This window comes from Indolivaga capnocytophagoides (genome assembly GCF_036511535.1).
Classification (GTDB): domain Bacteria; phylum Bacteroidota; class Bacteroidia; order Bacteroidales; family Dysgonomonadaceae; genus Dysgonomonas_A; species Dysgonomonas_A capnocytophagoides.
In genome coordinates this window covers 139,817-158,835 of the sequence record NZ_AP028867.1, presented here as the reverse complement: position 1 = coordinate 158,835, position 19,019 = coordinate 139,817, and the positions used below count along the sequence as shown (strand labels likewise).

General features: G+C 40.9%; 9 protein-coding genes, 3 tRNA genes and 3 rRNA genes. 2 read left to right on the top strand and 13 right to left on the bottom strand.

Features of this window, described 5'->3' with window-relative positions; all coding sequences use genetic code 11:
- Positions 1-37 precede the first annotated feature (37 nt).
- The 13 genes from rrf to ung form a co-directional block, all read right to left on the bottom strand.
- Positions 38-148, bottom strand: a 5S ribosomal RNA gene (gene rrf, locus AABJ51_RS00860).
- Between the two features lie 92 nt (positions 149-240).
- Positions 241-3,125 (bottom strand): 23S ribosomal RNA (locus tag AABJ51_RS00855).
- Positions 3,126-3,272: 147 nt separating this feature from the next.
- Positions 3,273-3,346: transfer RNA gene (locus AABJ51_RS00850), tRNA-Ala, on the bottom strand.
- A gap of 36 nt (positions 3,347-3,382) precedes the next feature.
- A tRNA-Ile gene (locus tag AABJ51_RS00845) sits at positions 3,383-3,456 on the bottom strand.
- Between the two features lie 155 nt (positions 3,457-3,611).
- A 16S ribosomal RNA gene (locus tag AABJ51_RS00840) occupies positions 3,612-5,137 on the bottom strand.
- The 16S, 23S and 5S rRNA genes sit together here with 2 tRNA genes alongside, the layout of an rRNA operon.
- Positions 5,138-5,660: 523 nt before the next feature.
- Positions 5,661-6,047 (bottom strand): DUF423 domain-containing protein, encoded by a 387-nt coding sequence (locus AABJ51_RS00835; RefSeq protein ID WP_338374003.1) that lies wholly within the window; start codon positions 6,045-6,047, stop codon positions 5,661-5,663.
- Positions 6,048-6,198: 151 nt separating this feature from the next.
- The gene (locus AABJ51_RS00830) at positions 6,199-7,551 is read right to left on the bottom strand and encodes a citrate synthase (RefSeq protein WP_338374001.1); all 1,353 of its coding nucleotides are present in this window, start codon (positions 7,549-7,551) and stop codon (positions 6,199-6,201) included.
- 74 nt (positions 7,552-7,625) lie between these two features.
- Positions 7,626-8,888 carry an NADP-dependent isocitrate dehydrogenase gene (gene icd, locus AABJ51_RS00825; RefSeq protein ID WP_338373999.1) on the bottom strand — a complete coding sequence of 421 codons (1,263 nt, stop codon included), beginning with the start codon at positions 8,886-8,888 and terminating at the stop codon, positions 7,626-7,628.
- Between the two features lie 38 nt (positions 8,889-8,926).
- Positions 8,927-9,520: a DJ-1/PfpI family protein gene (locus AABJ51_RS00820; RefSeq protein ID WP_338373997.1), complete on the bottom strand. Its 594-nt coding sequence runs from the start codon at positions 9,518-9,520 to the stop codon at positions 8,927-8,929.
- Positions 9,521-9,582: 62 nt separating this feature from the next.
- On the bottom strand, positions 9,583-11,838 hold the full coding sequence (locus AABJ51_RS00815; RefSeq protein WP_338373996.1) for an aconitate hydratase: 2,256 nt from the start codon (positions 11,836-11,838) through the stop codon (positions 9,583-9,585).
- 277 nt (positions 11,839-12,115) lie between these two features.
- Entirely contained in the window at positions 12,116-13,918 is a 1,803-nt protein-coding gene (locus tag AABJ51_RS00810) for an HSP90 family protein (RefSeq protein ID WP_338373995.1), read from the bottom strand.
- Positions 13,919-14,225: 307 nt separating this feature from the next.
- Entirely contained in the window at positions 14,226-16,838 is a 2,613-nt protein-coding gene (locus AABJ51_RS00805; protein ID WP_338373994.1) for a tetratricopeptide repeat protein, read from the bottom strand.
- A gap of 38 nt (positions 16,839-16,876) precedes the next feature.
- Complete coding sequence (gene ung / locus AABJ51_RS00800; RefSeq protein WP_338373993.1) at positions 16,877-17,539, bottom strand: uracil-DNA glycosylase; 663 nt, start codon at positions 17,537-17,539, stop codon at positions 16,877-16,879.
- A gap of 537 nt (positions 17,540-18,076) precedes the next feature.
- On the opposite strand from ung, the gene AABJ51_RS00795 reads away from it, so the two are divergent.
- Both AABJ51_RS00795 and AABJ51_RS00790 read left to right on the top strand, forming a co-directional pair.
- Entirely contained in the window at positions 18,077-18,751 is a 675-nt protein-coding gene (locus tag AABJ51_RS00795; protein ID WP_338373991.1) for a hypothetical protein, read from the top strand.
- A gap of 145 nt (positions 18,752-18,896) precedes the next feature.
- Positions 18,897-18,968, top strand: a tRNA-Arg gene (locus AABJ51_RS00790).
- The last annotated feature ends 51 nt before the right edge of the window (positions 18,969-19,019 follow it).

The following is a 19,019-nucleotide window of genomic DNA, read 5'->3' as shown; positions in this document are numbered from 1 at the left end:
CCGAGTAAAAAATTACTCAGGACTTTTTGTCTTTAAAAGAGGGCGGTTACCTACTCTCCCACATAATTGCAGTACCATCGGCGTGGGTGGGCTTAACTTCTCTGTTCGGAATGGGAAGAGGTGGATCCCCAACGCTATAACCACCTTAATATCTTTGATCTTATATATTAAGACGTGATGTAAAAGAACAAGTCTTTAAAAATTTGTATGTAGCAAACCTGTTACACAGGCGAAGTTTTGACGAAAAAGTTTCGGGCAATTAGTACTACTCGGCTATGACATTACTGCCTTTACACCTGTAGCCTATCAACGTCGTAGTCTACAACGACCCTTATAAGGATATCTTATCTTGAGGCTGGCTTCGTACTTAGATGCTTTCAGCACTTATCCAATCCGCACTTAGCTACCCGGCGATGCCCCTGGCGGAACAACCGGTAAACCAGCGGTGCGTCCAACACGGTCCTCTCGTACTAGTGTCAGATCCCCGCAAATATCTTACGCCCACGATAGATAGAGACCGAACTGTCTCACGACGTTCTGAACCCAGCTCGCGTGCCACTTTAATGGGCGAACAGCCCAACCCTTGGGACCTTCTCCAGCCCCAGGATGTGACGAGCCGACATCGAGGTGCCAAACCATTCCGTCGATATGAGCTCTTGGGAATGATCAGCCTGTTATCCCCGGAGTACCTTTTATCCTTTGAGCAATGGCCATTCCATACTGAAACCACCGGATCACTATGCTCTAGTTTCCTACCTGATCGACTTGTTAGTCTCCCAGTCAAGCGCGCTTATGCCATTACACTCTACGAACGGTTACCAATCGTTCTGAGCGCACCTTTAGAAGCCTCCGTTACTCTTTTGGAGGCGACCACCCCAGTCAAACTACCCACCATACAGTGTCCCTATATCAATAGGTTAGAATCCAAACAATTAAAGGGCCGTATTTCAAGGGTGACTCCACAAACACTAGCGTGCCCGCTTCATAGTCTCCGGCCTATCCTACACATCAAGTGCCCAGATTCAATGTAAAGCTATAGTAAAGGTTCACGGGGTCTTTTCGTCCCATCGCGGGTAATCGGCATCTTCACCGATACTACAATTTCACCGAGCTCACAGTTGAGACAGTAAGAAGATCATTACACCATTCGTGCAGGTCGGAACTTACCCGACAAGGAATTTCGCTACCTTAGGACCGTTATAGTTACTGGCTGCTGTTTACTGGGGCTTCAATTCAAAGCTTCTCATTGCTGATGACTTCTCCTCTTAACCTTCCAGCACCGGGCAGGTGTCAGGCTATATACGTCTTATTTCTAATTTGCATAGCCATGTGTTTTTGTTAAACAGTTGCCTTCTTCTATTCTCTGCGCGTGCCATCGCTGACAGGCACCCTTTATCCCGAAGTTACAGGGTCATTTTGCCTAATTCCTTAACTGTGAATCACTCGAGCGCCTTAGTATACTCAACCCAACTACGTGTGTCCGTTTTAGTACGGGTGACTTTAAGATTAGCGTTTAGCGGTTTTTCTTGACAGTCTGTTTACCTGCATATTGATTCACCAATGGTTCCTCATACTTTCAGGTTCGACTCTTTTTGCGGATTTGCCTGCAAAAATCAACGTCTACACCCTTTAACCAACTATTCCGTCAGTTGGCAGCAGTTTCACTCCTGTGTCCCCACATCACTCTTAAAGCCAGTAACGGAATATTAACCGTTTCATCCATCGAATTAGCCGTTCGGCGTCTCCTTAGGGCCCGACTTACCCTGATCCGATTAGCGTTGATCAGGAAACCTTAGTCTTTCGGCGAGGAAGTTTCTCACTTCCTTTATCGTTACTCATACCTACATTTGCTTTTCTGTCCGCTCCAGAGCAGCTCACGCTGCGCCTTCGACGCTGAACAGAATGCTCCCCTACCGATAATATTTATCCCATAGCTTCGGTAACATGTTTTATGCCCGATTATTATCCACGCATCGCCACTCGACTAGTGAGCTGTTACGCACTCTTTAAATGAATGGCTGCTTCCAAGCCAACATCCTAGCTGTCTTAGCGGCAACACTTCGTTAATTCAACTTAACATGTATTTGGGGACCTTAGCTGATGGTCTGGGTTCTTTCCCTCTCGGACATGGACCTTAGCACCCATGCCCTCACTCCCGGTATTAACTTATGCCCATTCGGAGTTTATCTGGACTTGATAGGCGGTGAAGCCCTCGCATCCAATCAGTAGCTCTACCTGACATAAGTAATTCGCCGAGGCTGCACCTAAATGCATTTCGGGGAGTACGAGCTATCTCCAAGTTTGATTAGCCTTTCACCCCTACCCTCAAGTCATCCGAAAGCTTTTCAACGCTTACCGGTTCGGTCCTCCAATTGGTGTTACCCAACCTTCAACCTGCTCAAGGGTAGATCACTTGGTTTCGCGTCTACTCCCATTGACTATGGCGCCCTGTTAAGACTTGCTTTCGCTTCGGATCCGTACCTGATAGTACTTAACCTTGCCAATGAGAGTAACTCGTAGGTTCATTATGCAAAAGGCACGCCGTCACTGTTGCCAGCTCCGACCGCTTGTAGGCACATGGTTTCAGGGTCTATTTCACTCCTCTGTTCGAGGTTCTTTTCACCTTTCCCTCACGGTACTGGTTCACTATCGGTCTCTCGGAAGTATTTAGCCTTACCGGATGGTCCCGGCAGATTCATACAGGATTTCTCGTGTCCCGCACTACTCAGGATACTGCTAGGCTTAATAAACGTTTCGTGTACGGGATTATCACCCTCTCTGATACATCTTTCCAGATATTTCCACTACATTTATGTCTTGCCACAGCGCAGTCCTACAACCCCAATATTGCCGAAACAATATTGGTTTGGGCTAATCCGCGTTCGCTCGCCACTACTTACGGAATCACTTTTGTTTTCTTTTCCTATGGGTACTTAGATGTTTCAGTTCCCCACGTTTGCTTCCAGTCTAGCTGGATGATATGCTCTTCGCATACCGGGTTGCCCCATTCGGAGATTTACGGGTCAAAGGTTATTTGCACCTTACCGTAACTTTTCGCAGCTTATCACGTCCTTCATAGCCTTCGAGAGCCTAGGCATCCCCCATGTGCCCTTTTTTACTTTTTTCTCTTCGCCTGTTCTTTACCGTTGCCGGTAAAGTACGGTTTGATATATACTCGTTTTTTTTACTTGCTCTTTTTTACATCATGTCAAAGATCTTTTCGCTAATTGCTCTTTTAAGAGCTGACTATTATTTAATTGTCTTAGCTGTTGTGGAGAATAACGGATTCGAACCGTTGACCCCCTGCGTGCAAGGCAGGTGCTCTAGCCAGCTGAGCTAATCCCCCGTTAAATGAAGCCCGTTATCCGGCTTATTTACTTCGTAGTCCCAGGCAGATTTGAACTGCCGACCTCTACATTATCAGTGTAGCGCTCTAACCAACTGAGCTATAGGACTGGCTGTTTGTTTCTTTTCTTACCCGGTAACTGTGATTAACAGCTCCTTTTTTCTCTTTATTTTGTCGATTTGATAGAAACTCTTTTTTATATAATACACTAGACATTGGGTGATAATAACTTTAACGTTATATATCCAGTTAGAACATTCTCCAGAAAGGAGGTGTTCCAGCCGCACCTTCCGGTACGGCTACCTTGTTACGACTTAGCCCCAGTCACTAGTTTTACCCTAGGACGCTCCTTGCGGTTACGTACTTCAGGTACCCCCAGCTTCCATGGCTTGACGGGCGGTGTGTACAAGGCCGGGAACGTATACACCGCGCCATGGCTGATGCGCGATTACTAGCGAATCCAGCTTCATGGAGTCGAGTTGCAGACTCCAATCCGAACTGGGAGAGGCTTTCGAGATTAGCATCTTGTCACCAAGTAGCAACCCTCTGTACCCCCCATTGTAACACGTGTGTCGCCCCGGACGTAAGGGCCGTGCTGATTTGACGTCATCCACACCTTCCTCGCAGCTTACGCTGGCAGTCTTGTCAGAGTCCTCAGCTTGACCTGTTAGTAACTAACAATGTGGGTTGCGCTCGTTATGGCACTTAAGCCGACACCTCACGGCACGAGCTGACGACAACCATGCAGCACCTACGCATCTGCTATTGCTAGAAGATCGGTTTCCCGATCGGTCAGATGCATTTCAAGCCCGGGTAAGGTTCCTCGCGTATCATCGAATTAAACCACATGTTCCTCCGCTTGTGCGCCCCGTCAATTCCTTTGAGTTTCACCGTTGCCGGCGTACTCCCCAGGTGGATTACTTATCGCTTTCGCTTAGCCACTTATTGTAATATCACAAACAGCTAGTAATCATCGTTTACTGCGTGGACTACCAGGGTATCTAATCCTGTTTGATACCCACGCTTTCGTGCTTCAGCGTCAGTTGTAGTTTAGTAAGCTGCCTGCGCAATTGGAGTTCTTCGTTATATCTATGCATTTCACCGCTACACAACGAATTCCGCCTACTTCAAATACACTCAAGAAACCCAGTTTCAACGGCAATTTTAAGGTTGAGCCTCAAACTTTCACCGCTGACTTAAATCCCCGCCTACGCACCCTTTAAACCCAATAAATCCGGATAACGCTCGCATCCTCCGTATTACCGCGGCTGCTGGCACGGAGTTAGCCGATGCTTATTCGTACTGTACTTGCAAGAAAGGACACGTCCTCTTTTTTACCCCAGTACAAAAGAAGTTTACAACCCATAGGGCAGTCATCCTTCACGCGACTTGGCTGGTTCAGGCTCTCGCCCATTGACCAATATTCCTCACTGCTGCCTCCCGTAGGAGTCTGGTCCGTGTCTCAGTACCAGTGTGGGGGATAAACCTCTCAGTTCCCCTATCCATCGTTGCTTTGGTGAGCCGTTACCTCACCAACTGGCTAATGGAACGCATGCCCATCTACTACCAATTAATCTTTAACAAATATCACCATGCGGTGCCCCTGTATTATGCGGCATTAATCCGAATTTCTTCGGGCTATTCCCCTGTAGTAGGTAGGTTGCATACGCGTTACTCACCCGTGCGCCGGTCGTCATCAAAAGTATTGCTACTTTCATGCTACCCCTCGACTTGCATGTGTTAGGCCTGTCGCTAGCGTTCATCCTGAGCCAGGATCAAACTCTTCTTTGTATATCTTTTTTATATTCTCAGAATTATTCTAACCTCTTTATTGACTCTAGGTATTGACTTAGAGTTGATACCGATCGTAAGACCGTATCACCCGTCTAATGCTATATTTTTTTGTTCCTTTTCAAATCTTTCAAAGATCGCTTCTCGTTTTTCGCTTTTCTTAGTGACCGTCTCTCGGTCTTAAAGCGAGTGCAAAAGTAGTCCCTTTTACAATACACTCCAAATATTTTTATGCCTTTTTTTAAAATATTTTTATGCCTTTATTTCAAGACAGTAATTGACAGCCGTTTAGAGAGCAGAAAAAATATAACAAGAGATTGTCCTGTTATATTTTTATAGATTCTATATTTGCACTGAAACATGGCAAACATACATTTTTCATTTCAAATATCCAAATTTAAACGGACAATTTTTAATATTTTATGTGATTTTATTTATTTCGGACACAATTACAAACTAAAACATTCTCTATTAGGGGTTTTCAGACGGAAATGTTCATATAGGTATTACCTTCATAAAATTCTCAGATTCTCGTTTTAACAAAGCTAATTATAAGTAAAGCCCAACCTGCAATCATAAAAAGTCCGCCCAATGGAGTTACCGGTCCTAAAAATTTCAGATTTATCTTCCAATATTCAGCAAATGCCAGAAGATAGATACTTACCGAAAAGAGGAAAGTTCCGATAATAATACTCCATGCTGTCCATTTTTCTATCGATGTTTCTAAATTAAGAAATAAACCGATTATGAGTAAGACTATAGCATGATACATTTGATAACGCACTCCGACTTCAAAACTATCCAATTTGTCCGGAGTCAGCAGATTTTTGAACGCATGAGCACCAAAAGCTCCTAATATAATAGAAAGCATACCATATATACCTCCAATAACAAGTACTATTTGTTTCATATCAACACATAAATTACATCTATATTTATGAAACAAATATAAACAATAAAAAAAAACGAAAACTATCCGATAAGGAATAATCTTCGTTTTTTCGAAGGTTAGAATAGGTTAATAATTCAAATTAGGTTTAGTTCTAGGTTTTGGTTTATGTCTATTGTTTATTTCTTTTATCTATCTCTTTATATTTTTTCACATCTGATGCGTTCTTATATGCCGGACGTATAATCCTCCGTTCTTTAAAATTGAGTTCCTCAATACGGTGCGCACACCATCCTACTATACGAGCCATTGCAAAAAGTGGTGTGTATATTTCCTGTGGCAGACCAATCATATCATAGACAAATCCCGAATAGAAATCGACATTGGCACAGACTTGTTTCTTTACATTAGTACCTTTAAACTCCATAAAGTTTTTAATAGCTCGTTCTTCGAGCAAGCTCATAAAATTAAACTCTTTCTCACGTCCCTTTTCTATTGCGAGATCCCGAGCCATTTCTTTCAGAAGGACAGCCCTCGGATCGGATATGGTATAGATAGCATGCCCGATACCATATATAAGTCCTGTTTTATTATATGTCTCCTTATTCAATATCTTTTTGAGATAAGTATCTATTTCATCAACATCAGTCCAATCCTTGACATTCTTCTTTATATGTTTCAGCATATCTACGACACGAAGATTAGCTCCTCCATGCAATGGACCTTTCAATGAACCGATTCCGGCAGCAATGGATGAATAAGTATCGGTTCCGGCCGAACTGGTCACACGTACCGTAAACGTAGAATTATTACCTCCACCGTGATCGGCATGAACCATGAGTGCCAAATCGAGTATCTTTACATCAAGAGGTGTATAATTATGACCTTTCATCATATACAGAAAATTCTCGGCAAGAGACAAACCCTCCTGCGGATGACGGATATGAAGCGATTTGCCGACATTGTGCCGCAATGCATTATAGGCATAGGCAATAATAGTAGGAAAGGTTGCCACTAGATTTAGTGACTGACGAACCAGATTTTCTTCTGATGTATCATCCGGAGCCTCATCGAAAGTATATAGCTCCAGCACACAACGAGCCAGAATATTCATTATATCCTGCCCTTCGAGATCAAGAATATGCATCGTTATCTTCTGATTCAGATCCATAGTCCGGCTCAACATGGTAGAAAAATTATCTAACTCTTGCTTGTCGGGCAAATAGCCTGCAAGAATCAAGTATATTGTTTCTTCAAATCCCAAGCGGTTTTCGTGCTGAGCTCCCCGTACAATTTCTTCGAGACTGATGCCTCTGTACATAAGTTTACCAGGAATGGCTTTGAGAGAGCCATCCTCATTACGCTCATACCCTACTACATCCCCGACTTTAGTAAGTCCGACCACTACCCCTGTGTGATCTTCGTTACGGAGCCCTCGTTTGACATTATATACGTTGAATAATTCAGGATCAATCTGTGTCGTAGTCTTTATTGTCTCAGATATTTTCTTAATAATGTCATCCATTTGAATAATCTTATTTTGTTTAAAGGTTAATGGTCAATGGTCAATGACCTGTATGTAAACTTACAGTAAATCAACTACAGTGTTTCACCCAGTAATTTAGCAAATTGACTGGTTGAAAGGCTCGTTCCGTTTTCCATAAAGCGGGCAAGATCGTTTGTTGCCTTACCGTTGCTATATAATTTTTCGAGAGCATCGGTTATTAGTCCGGCAGCTTCGTTCCATCCCAAATATTCAAGCATCATTACAGCGGAAAGCAATAATGACGAAGGATTAACTATATCTTTTCCGGCAATATCGGGAGCTGTACCATGTGTTGCCTCAAAAATGGCATGACCCGTTTTATAATTGATGTTTGCTCCGGGAGCAATACCTATACCGCCGACCATTGCAGCAAGCTGATCCGACACGTAATCACCATTCAGGTTCAGTGTTGCAATAACTGAATATTCAGAAGGTTTCAGCAATGTATTTTGCAAGAAAGCATCGGCTATAACATCTTTTACAACAATTTTCCCCGAATCTTGTGCTGCTTTCAGAGCTTCATTGGCTGCGGGTTCACCTTGCTCTTTTTTTATTTTTTCCCATTGAGGCCAAGTAAATACTTTATCTCCATATTCTCTTTCAGCCAATGCGTAACCCCAGTTTTTAAATCCTCCTTCGGTAAATTTCATAATATTACCTTTATGAACAATAGTAACCGATGGTAACTTGTGGATAATGGCATAGTCGATAGCTGCACGTACCAAACGTTCGGTACCTTCTACCGAAACGGGTTTTACTCCAAAAGAAGATGTTTCGGGAAAACGAACCTTTTTCACACCCATTTCCTTTTGAAGAAACTTTAGAAACTTAGCAGCTTCAGGTGTCCCCTGCATCCACTCTATTCCGGCATAAATATCTTCGGTATTCTCACGAAAGATAGTCATATTTACTTTTTCCGGAGTTTTTACGGGTGATACAACTCCTTTAAACCAACGTACGGGACGAAGGCATACATATAAGTCCAAATCCTGACGCAAAGCCACATTCAGAGAACGAATACCTCCTCCGACAGGGGTAGTAAGAGGGCCTTTTATCCCCACGAGAAACTCACGAAAAGAATTCATTGTCTCCTCGGGCAGCCACAAGCCATTCTCATTGAATGATTTTTCTCCGGCTAATACCTCTTTCCACTCTATCTTACGTTTTCCGTCGTAGGCTTTTTCAACAGCTTTATCTATTACAGATTGACTGTTTTTCCAAATCTCTTTTCCGACTCCGTCTCCTTCTATAAAAGGAATAGTAGGATTATCGGGTACATTTAGTTTTCCGTTTGCAATTGTTATTTTTTGCGACATATCTAATCTTTTCCTTTTTTGAATATTTAGAAGTTACCTTACTGCTGTTGATTACAAAATTCATCTGCATCCTTATCTTCCTGCCAGCGATATTCAATCCGAAAAGCGATTTTGCGAGCTTCTTCTACCCCGAATTGATCTGCTACAAACCCCAATGCCATATCTATTCCTGCACTGACACCCGATGATGTATAATAATTGCTGTCAACAACCCAGCGGGCTTCGCTTACCCAGAGTACTTTATCGGAACAACTTTTCACCCATTCAAAAGACCGTTTGTTGGACGTAGCTTTTTTATGATCGAGCAAACCTGTCTTTGCCAAAATCGCACTGCCTGTACATACCGTCAACACAAATAGGCTTTGTTCAGATATACTTTTGATTTGTTTCAGCAATTCAGTATTATTTACTTCGGTACGCGCTCCCATTCCTCCGGGAATAAAAAGAACATCAAGATCTGTAATCTTACTCACAGGCTGAGTTTCTATCCGTACTCCATCAAGGTTAGATATACTCCCTCCCTTTTCAGAAAAATAGCGAATCGTAGTATTTTCTAATTTGCCGAAAATCTCCACAGGACCAAAAACGTCCAGTGTTTCGAAATCAGGGAAGAGGAGTATATTAAAAACCATTGTATATTAGGTAATAGTAAGTATTTAATGGTGCATTAGAGTAAACAAAAAGGTCAGAGACCTTAATTTTTCATATAATTCAATGCACTACCGGCTTTAAACCATTCTATTTGTAAATGGTTGTAAGTATGTGCAACTTCGAAAGTGTCTTTTTCCCCATCGGAATGTAATAACTCTATTGTCAGATTTCTTCCGGGACGAAAATCAGATAACCCGAGAATACTGATTTTATCATCTTCCCTGACCTTATCATAGTCTTCTTTATTGATGAAGGTAAGAGCAAGCATTCCTTGCTTTTTAAGGTTCGTTTCGTGTATACGGGCAAATGATTTTACAATAATCGCCTTGACATTCAGAAAACGGGGTTCCATAGCGGCATGCTCCCGAGACGAGCCTTCGCCGTAATTTTCTTCTGCCACAACAACCGAACCCAATCCTTTCGATTTGAACTCACGAGCCAATTGTGGTACAGCTTCGAATTCTCCCGTAAAAGGATTCTTCACTGAGTTGGTTTTATCATTGAATGCATTCACCGCTCCAATCAGCATATTATCCGATATATTATCCAGATGCCCACGGAAACGGAGCCACGGACCTGCCATAGAAATATGATCTGTAGTACATTTTCCTTTTGCTTTTATCAGCAGAGGCAGGGCTGTTATATCTTTTCCATCCCATGCCGCAAAAGGGTGCAATACCTGTAAACGTTGCGAGTCGGGTGCTATATTTACTTCTATGTGACTGCCATCGGCAACGGGTTCAATATATCCAAGATCATCTACACCGAATCCTTTATTAGGCAATTCAGACCCAACCGGTTCCTTCAACATTACTTTTTCACCCTTATCGTTCAATAATGGGTCTGTCATCGGGTTGAAACTCAAATCTCCTGCGATTGTGAGTGCTGCTACCAATTCGGGAGATGCAACAAAGGCATGAGTATTAGGGTTTCCATCGTTTCTTTTAGCAAAATTTCGATTAAAAGATGTCACAATCGAATTAGGTCTGTCGGGATTGTCGGTTTCTCTCTTCCACTGACCAATACAAGGCCCACAGGCATTTGCCATAATCGTAGCTCCTGCTTTTTCAAACACATCCAGAATTCCGTCACGTTCCGAGGTATAACGTACCTGTTCCGATCCCGGGTTAATGATAAACTGTGCCTTTACTTTTATTCCTTTTTCCTGAGCATCTTTAACTATAGACGCTGCCCGGGTCATATCCTCATAAGAAGAATTTGTACAAGACCCGATCAGACCGACTTCCATTTTCTGAGGATAACCCTTTTCGGCCGAAACTTTAGCAAACTCCGAAATCGGATTTGCCGCATCAGGCGTAAAAGGCCCATTGATATATGGTTCGAGTTCACTCAGATTGATTCCTATCACACGGTCGTAGTATTTTTCGGGCGAGAGCTCAACTTCCGTATCAGCCTGTAAATATTGTCTTACGGCTTTGATGGCATCAGCCACTTCTTTCCGGTCTGTAGCAATGAGGTATTCGGCAGATTTTTCGTCATAAGGAAAAATCGAAGTCGTAGCACCTACCTCAGCACCCATATTGCAAATAGTTGCTTTTCCGGTAGCAGAAAGAGAGTGAACCCCCTCTCCGAAATATTCTATAATAGCATTGGTACCGCCTTTTACGGTCAGTATTCCTGCCAATTTAAGTATCACATCTTTTGCCGAAGCCCATCCAGAGAGCTTACCTGTTAGTTTTACACCTATAATGCGAGGCATTTTCAGCTCCCACGGCATGCCGGCCATCACATCTACGGCATCGGCTCCACCTACACCTATAGCTATCATACCCAATCCCCCTGCATTTGGAGTATGGGAATCTGTACCGATCATCATACCACCGGGAAACGCATAGTTCTCGAGGACCACCTGATGAATGATTCCTGCTCCCGGTTTCCAAAAGCCGATTCCAAATTTATTTGATACTTCGGTCAGAAAATCATATACTTCTTTATTGGTAATCTCGGCTGTATTTAAATCTTCTTTAGCCGACTTATATGCTTGTATTAGGTGATCGCAATGAACAGTCGAAGGAACAGCTACACGTTTACGCCCCGAATTCATCAATTGGAGTAACGCCATCTGTGCGGTGGCATCCTGCATTGCAACACGATCAGGGGCAAAGTTGACATAGTCTTCGCCTCTTTTATAATCTTTCAGCTCCTCGTCTTTCGACAAATGAGTATACAATATCTTTTCCGTTAATGTTAATGGTCTTTTTAAAACCTGTGTTATTCTGTTTATTTTATCCGGTAGCGCTTCATATACCCCCTGAATCATTTTGATATCAAAAATCATCCTCTTATATCTTTTAGTTAATCGAATTGTATTTTAACGTACTTTTTCAAAGATATAAATTTTATATTAAATCCAACTATAAATTTATAATCATGTAATAAAAATGAATATTTATACATAATTTATGCATAAAAAAGAAAGATATTCCCTACAAACACCTTTCTTTATACATTAAGTAATAAAAAGTACTTATGATATACTTTTTATTTACAACAGGCATTGGTTGTTTTATTAACCAAAGCAATAAATAAGTATGAGACCTTAAATATGTATTTTCTTACAATTTCATATTTCCCAGAAAATTACTCATCCCCATCACGAGCAATTGATACAGAGCTTCATTAAACACGGTCATTTCCTTTTTATTCACAGGATAACCGCCAAGCATTAAAGCCTGCACATACATAATATGGACAACCGACGAAAACAAGCTATCGTCTTCTATTGCTATCAGATTTTTCACTATCTCATTATCCTTATTGAAGCATAATGTAGGCATGTTATCTTCTTTCTTAATGAAATTCTGAAGTGTTGCCGCAAATGGGTTTCCACTATTTGAAAGGCTTTGCAGGTTTTTATTATTCATCGCCTCATCATTAGCCACATAAATTGCCGGAGTATCGGTCGGTTCGAATTGCTTAAGCTGAGCTTTGCAATACTGCTGCTTGAGCAATTCATTCGCTTTCTTTTCGAACCGGATGAAAGATTCATCATCCGACACCTTCACGTCCTCCAAAGTATCCAGAATGTCCTGAGGTGTTATTTTCTCGATCTTGATAGAAGGAAAACTGATCTTGATCTGTTGTATCAAATCTGCTTCGAATGAATAAGCCGCATTGATTACCGTCTTTCCCTGTGATCCCGCAATACGCCTGATCTGGCGAAAATCGTCTAACGAAGGAGTATAATAAATCACATCGTTATATGACTTAATCGATACAAACGGAATGTGCCCCTTATTGGTTTCGAATGGTATATAATCCACAAAAAGTTTCAGCAGGTTGCGGTCTTCAACGGCCAGAGCTTTAATAAACATATGATGTATACTGATTATTTCACCCAGCTTTTCGGTATCTTTCAGGGTCAGCACTTTCAGGTAATCTTTGAAACTGTCACTCAGTTCTTTCTTCGCCTGCTTCATTACATCATCATCCATCAACGACTCACGAGAAGCTGTCGGACGAAGTTCATTTGTATTGATAATACATTTGACGAAAGACGACCATTCGGGCAATAAGTTATTGACCTGTTCGCATAAAAACATCCGTTTCAGATACACCTTATGCTGTTTACTTCCCGAAAACTGTACTTTATGAGGCATAATATACGCTACCCCATCTATTGTTCCAGCTATCGAATGTAATGGAAAAACATCCAAAAAATTGATATTGAACGTTTCTTTTCCGTAAGTCAATAATTCTTCTTTTGTGCTTTCCCCAGATAACCAGACCGGATCTTTTTCAACAAGGACTTCGGTTTCACTATCCGCTATCAGTTTAATAGTTATAGGCAAGGCACTTCCGAAATAGAGGATATTTTTCCTCAACTCGTCTTTTTCGAAGAGCGGCAACCATTCTTTTTTCGGATAAAGAATGACCCTCGTACCGGCCTGCTCCAAATTATCGATACGCTCTACGGTATAAGTACCGTCTGCTTTTCCACGCCAGCAAATAGATTCGTCTTTTATCAAGGAACGGGTTTCAACTATAATCTCATGACTGACAACCAGACATGATAACATACCGATACCAAATTTTCCGATAAAGTCTTTCTCATTGAAATCGCCCCGCTTGGAACTTTGCCCGATTACAGACAAAAATTCATGCACTTCTTTTTCGGATAAACCGATCCCGTTATCCTCAAATATAACCTGAGGTAATCCGTCTACCTTATTTATGTATATATTTATTTCGCCTTTATGATGTTCATCTATTGTCTTTCGGGCTGTTGTCGCATCCATTCCATTTTGCAGTACTTCCCTCACAAAAACATTCGGTGCACTGTAAATGTGTTCGGACAACAGTTCGATCATCCCTTTCAAATTTACTTGAAAGAGGTATTTATTATTTTCCTCTGCCATTTTTCTTATTCTCCTAAGGCCTCAGACCTCGTTACAGACCTGTATCAACAACAGAGAACTATCTCTGAACACATCTTCAAATACCTGTTGTTGCTTACACTTGGTCTTATGTCCTTTTCCTTTATTTTACCTAATTTTAGCTAAGAGCCTGCTTATTTTCGGCAGATATGAGCGTTTCATGTCTTCACTTCAAATCAATACAGGCATTCTCTCTTTTTCAAACGGCTGTGTGTGTTCCCAACCTAAACTAACCTTTTTATAATTGACATTCGCTGTTATATTCATACAGAGAATGGACAGAGAACTCTTATCGCTTTCTCCGCTCTCGTCTCCCTGTCACTTTCTGAGCCTGTTCATTTCCGTTATCGGCAGCTTTCTGATACCAAACCATCGCTTGTATATCGTCTTCCGGAACTCCACGTCCTGCCAGATAGCAATTTCCGAGTTCAAACTGAGCCCAATCGTAATTTTCTTCGGCAGCCTGCAGCAACATTTTTGCGCCTTGCTCTTCATCTTTGGTTATTCCATCGCCACTCAACAGCATCATACCCGATTCGTATATCGCATATATATTGCCGTTCTGTGCAGCATCCGACAACCAGCGATAAGCCTCAACCATATTTATGGATGTGCCAGTTCCGTATTTATAACAAAGTCCCAAACGATATTTAGCAGGTACATAATTTTCGGCTGCGGCTAATGTATAATATTTGAAAGCTTCAGTTTCATTAGCTTCCACACCAAAACCGTATTCATAACATACGCCTATCCCTTCGGAGACAACACCCTGATCTGCGGCTTGCTTATAATACTGGAAAGATTTTCCGTAATCGGGTTCATCTTTTCCTTCAATATTATACAAATAAAAATCGCCGAGCATCAAAGCCGAATAAGGATATCCTTGTTCGTTTGACTTTTCGAACCAATATTTTGCTTTTTCCAGATCAACCTCTTTCAGACCATAGTAATAATATGTTCCTAACTTATACTGTCCATAGGTATATTCTTTTTCAGCAGCCTGTTGCATATAACTGATTGCTTTATCGGCATCAAACTCTATACCACCGTACTCTTGCTCATAGGCCAAAGCCAACTCTACCAGCCCTGGAGCACTTCCGGCTTCTGCTGCTTTCCTGAAGCAGTCTAATGCAATCTGTGGATTTTCGGCTATTCCCACAGCATATTTATGGTATCTCCCAACATGGTATATAGCATCCGGCAAACCGGCATCTGCTGCTATTTTGTACTGTTCGAGAGCAGCAGCATAATCTTCTTTACCAAGTAGTCCGTCTTCATAATATGATGCCAAGCGAGTATTAGCATAAGGGTAATTATTATCGGATGCAGCCTTAAACAAATCGAATGCTTTTTGATAATCTTGCTCTACGCCATAGCCTGCGTCATAACAAAATGCCAATTCTACTTTAGCATAATTTGATCCTCGGTCTATAGCCTTCGTCAAATAGCTTACGGCTTTATGGGCAGCTTCTTCTGAATCTCCACCAACACCTACCCTATAATAATTTCCGGCTAATTCTAAACTGTAAATATGATCCCTATCAGCCCCCCTTTCAAAGTAACCGAGAGCTTTTACATAATCGGATTCGCCTCCGAACTCTCCATTCTGATAAGCTAATCCCAAACGATAAGGAGCATATTCATTTCCTTTCGAATCAGCGTCTTCAAGTAACTGCTTTGCTTGTTCGATATCTGTATCGAGGATATCCGTTTCGAGAATAAGGTATGCCTTTTCACTGAGAGCACGTACACTTCCCTGTTTTATAGCTTGTTCGATATATTCCAAGCCTTGCGGGATATCTCTGAGTTTTTCGTTGTAAAGGTACAGGCATGCAAGTTCGAATGACGATTCTGCATTATAATACAAAGCGGCTTTCTCATGCCAGTATACCGACTTCTCCACTGAAGTATTCTCGTCATTAGCATAATTGTAATACTGCCCTAAAAAGTTTGCCGCATATACGACATTATGCTCGAAAGCATCCTCCAATAAGGCAATCCCCTCGTTCTTATCACTATTAGCTATTCTGCCGTTCAACATATTCATCCCTAACATATATTTACAATAGGGTATATTGAGGTCAACACCTTTTTTCATAGCTTCGAGTGCTTTATCGAAATCATCTTCACGTCTCTGATAATAGTCTGCCAGTATATGATATGGCTTACGATATTCCTTTTCCGTTTTTTTAATAAAATCCTCTATATCTTTCAATAGCTGTAGATTATCGGCAGCATCATAGAAGTCGATATAAAGCAGCAACAGGTCGGCCGATTCGTATCCTAGTTCCCTCGATTGATTCACCAGTCTTCGCCCCTCCTCTTTATCAGCGTTTCCGTATTCGGGCAAGCCCAAATAAATTCCGTAACCGTAATCACCAAGGGAAGCGGGATCTTTCGCTTCAACCCCCTTAACAAGATATTCCATCTTTTTTGACAGATCACGGTATCCTTTCCGTGCCGAACCATACAAATCGGCTTGCTCGCAATATCCACGAGTATGCCCCGATTTTATAAATGCTTCATTTAGATTACAATTTACCTCAAACCAACATTTATAGTCCTGATCTTCGAAATCCATAGAGACATACTTATTCCAGTTGCGGCTGTATATCTGCCTGTAAAGCTCTTTGATATCTTCAGTCAATATCTTTTCAGACAGAGCAGTTTCACATATAGCTAACGCTTCTACCCATCTGCTTTTGTCTTCGTAGTTATCTCCTGCTATCAGGGCATTTGCTCTTTCATGTAATAAAGAAATGATATCGCCCGAAGCAAATTTTGCTAAATAACCGTTGTAGGTTTCGGCGAAAGTTCCAACCATTGTAAATGAGTGTGATTCTTTATTATCTTGAAGTTTATTTATCTCTTTTTTGCGCTTAAACAAATCAAATATTCCCATATTATACATTTAAAGGCCTCAGACCCATTCGTTATTTATTACCATTGTATCGGAGACTGCCCCTTGGAAATCAGATATTCATTTGCTTTACTGAAATGCTTGTTCCCAAAAAATCCTCTATGCGCCGATAATGGAGAGGGATGCACAGATGTCAATACCATATGTTTGTGTGAATCTATAAAAGATGCTTTTTTCTGAGCATACGATCCCCATAGCATGAATACAATATTAGAACGTTCATTTGCCAGTTTTCGTATAGCTGCATCAGTAAAATTTTCCCATCCTTTATTTTGATGTGATCCCGCCAAATGAGCTTGTACCGTTAGAGTTGCATTGAGTAAGAGCACCCCTTGATCTGCCCATCGGGTAAGATTTCCGGATGAAGGTACGGATATATTGAGATCGTCGTTTATCTCTTTAAAGATATTTATGAGTGACGGAGGAAATTTCACCCCGTCATTTACTGAAAACGATAACCCGTGCGCCTGCCCGTCATTATGATATGGATCCTGCCCTAGTATTACCACTTTAACTTTATCGAAAGGGGTATGATCAAAAGCATTAAATATCAATTTTGCGGGAGGAAATACCTGTCGAGACAAATACTCACTTCGTACGAAATCGGTTAGTTTTACAAAATAATCTTTTTCAAATTCTTCACTTAAATGTTCATGCCACGATGGCTCTATTTTTACATTCATGCAGGTTTCTTTTCTGTGTTATCCTTACGAACAAAGATATAAATTATAAAGAAAAGGCAAATCAAAAAAAGAAGTAACTGTTTAAATTTTCCCAAAATAAGTTCCCTTCAAACAAAAACTTACTAACGAGCATATCTTTTTCAACTTTTTTTAAAATATAATATACCTCATATGAACATTTTACAACCAATTATGTTATTTTAGAAAATAGGGATTTTTTACACAAAATTTACAAAATATCTTATACTGATTCGGAACAATATAAGATTACTTAATAAAACCACTCATGATAACAAACTCATTTATTTATTTTCTGGAGGGATTATATATTCCTTTTAATTTCGGGTAAACAGAAATAAGCTCTATAGTCATTATTTCTATTATATAAAATGAATTCATTCTATAATGGACTCAAGCGGAATTATATCAAAACAATATTTTTATGTACCTGTACTCAAGGAATCATCGCAGTAGGGTGTCGGGAGACACTCTGCTGTATTTTATTGCTTTAACATAAACCATTAAAACAATTTATATATGAAAACACTTACAGCAATATTCTTATCCAGCCTCCCGTTTCTCTTATATTGTCAAGTCGGGATAAATACCGAACAGCCTACCTCTATGCTCGATATCAATGGAGACCTCAGAATCAGAAGTGTACCGGTCAACAATACCCAAACCAATATATTGGTTATAGAAAGTGACGGGAAAGTTTCACAAAACCAAACATTAGGTTTACAGACCCGGAAAACTTTCATAAGAGCTACCGGCAGCACAAGTATGTCTCTGATAAATTTGACAATTCTACAGGGATGGTATCAAATAGGCTTTAACACCTCTGCTTTTGATGAAAACAGCGAATACAGTACAACAACCTATCTATATACAGCCAAGCAAGACGGAATATACGATATTTATGTACAGGCTAAAACCGAATCTCTTGTATCTGCCGCAGAATTCGGAGTTGGTATTTTCAAGCGAAATGTTGGAGAGACTACTTATACGCTCATGGCGGAAGAAACATTTCTCAGTGTAAACATCAATTTAGGGGTAACCAGTATAGATGTTTCTCCTCCAATCAGAAGCACCCGTACTCTTTTAAAACTAAAACAAGGGGATGCTATCACCTTTGCCGTCAAAGTTCCTCTACTTTCATTAAAACTCGTGGGTGGCACATCTTCATTTTTCTCTATATATCAGGTCAAATAAGGTTATTTGGTTCGGATCTCCGGAAACCGGACTATGATTAGTAAACTAAACTATGCATTTATCAAGAAAAGACAACTCAAAAAGATAAGAAATGAAAATGATTAATAAATATTTTATACATTTGCACCACAAATCGGAAAAAGCAGGTCCCGTAGTTTAATGGATAAAACGTAGGATTCCGGTTCCTATGATGGGGGTTCGATTCCCTTCGGGATCACTTTACAAACCAAGCCTTGCTGAAAGACAGTAAATTACAGCAAGGCTTTTC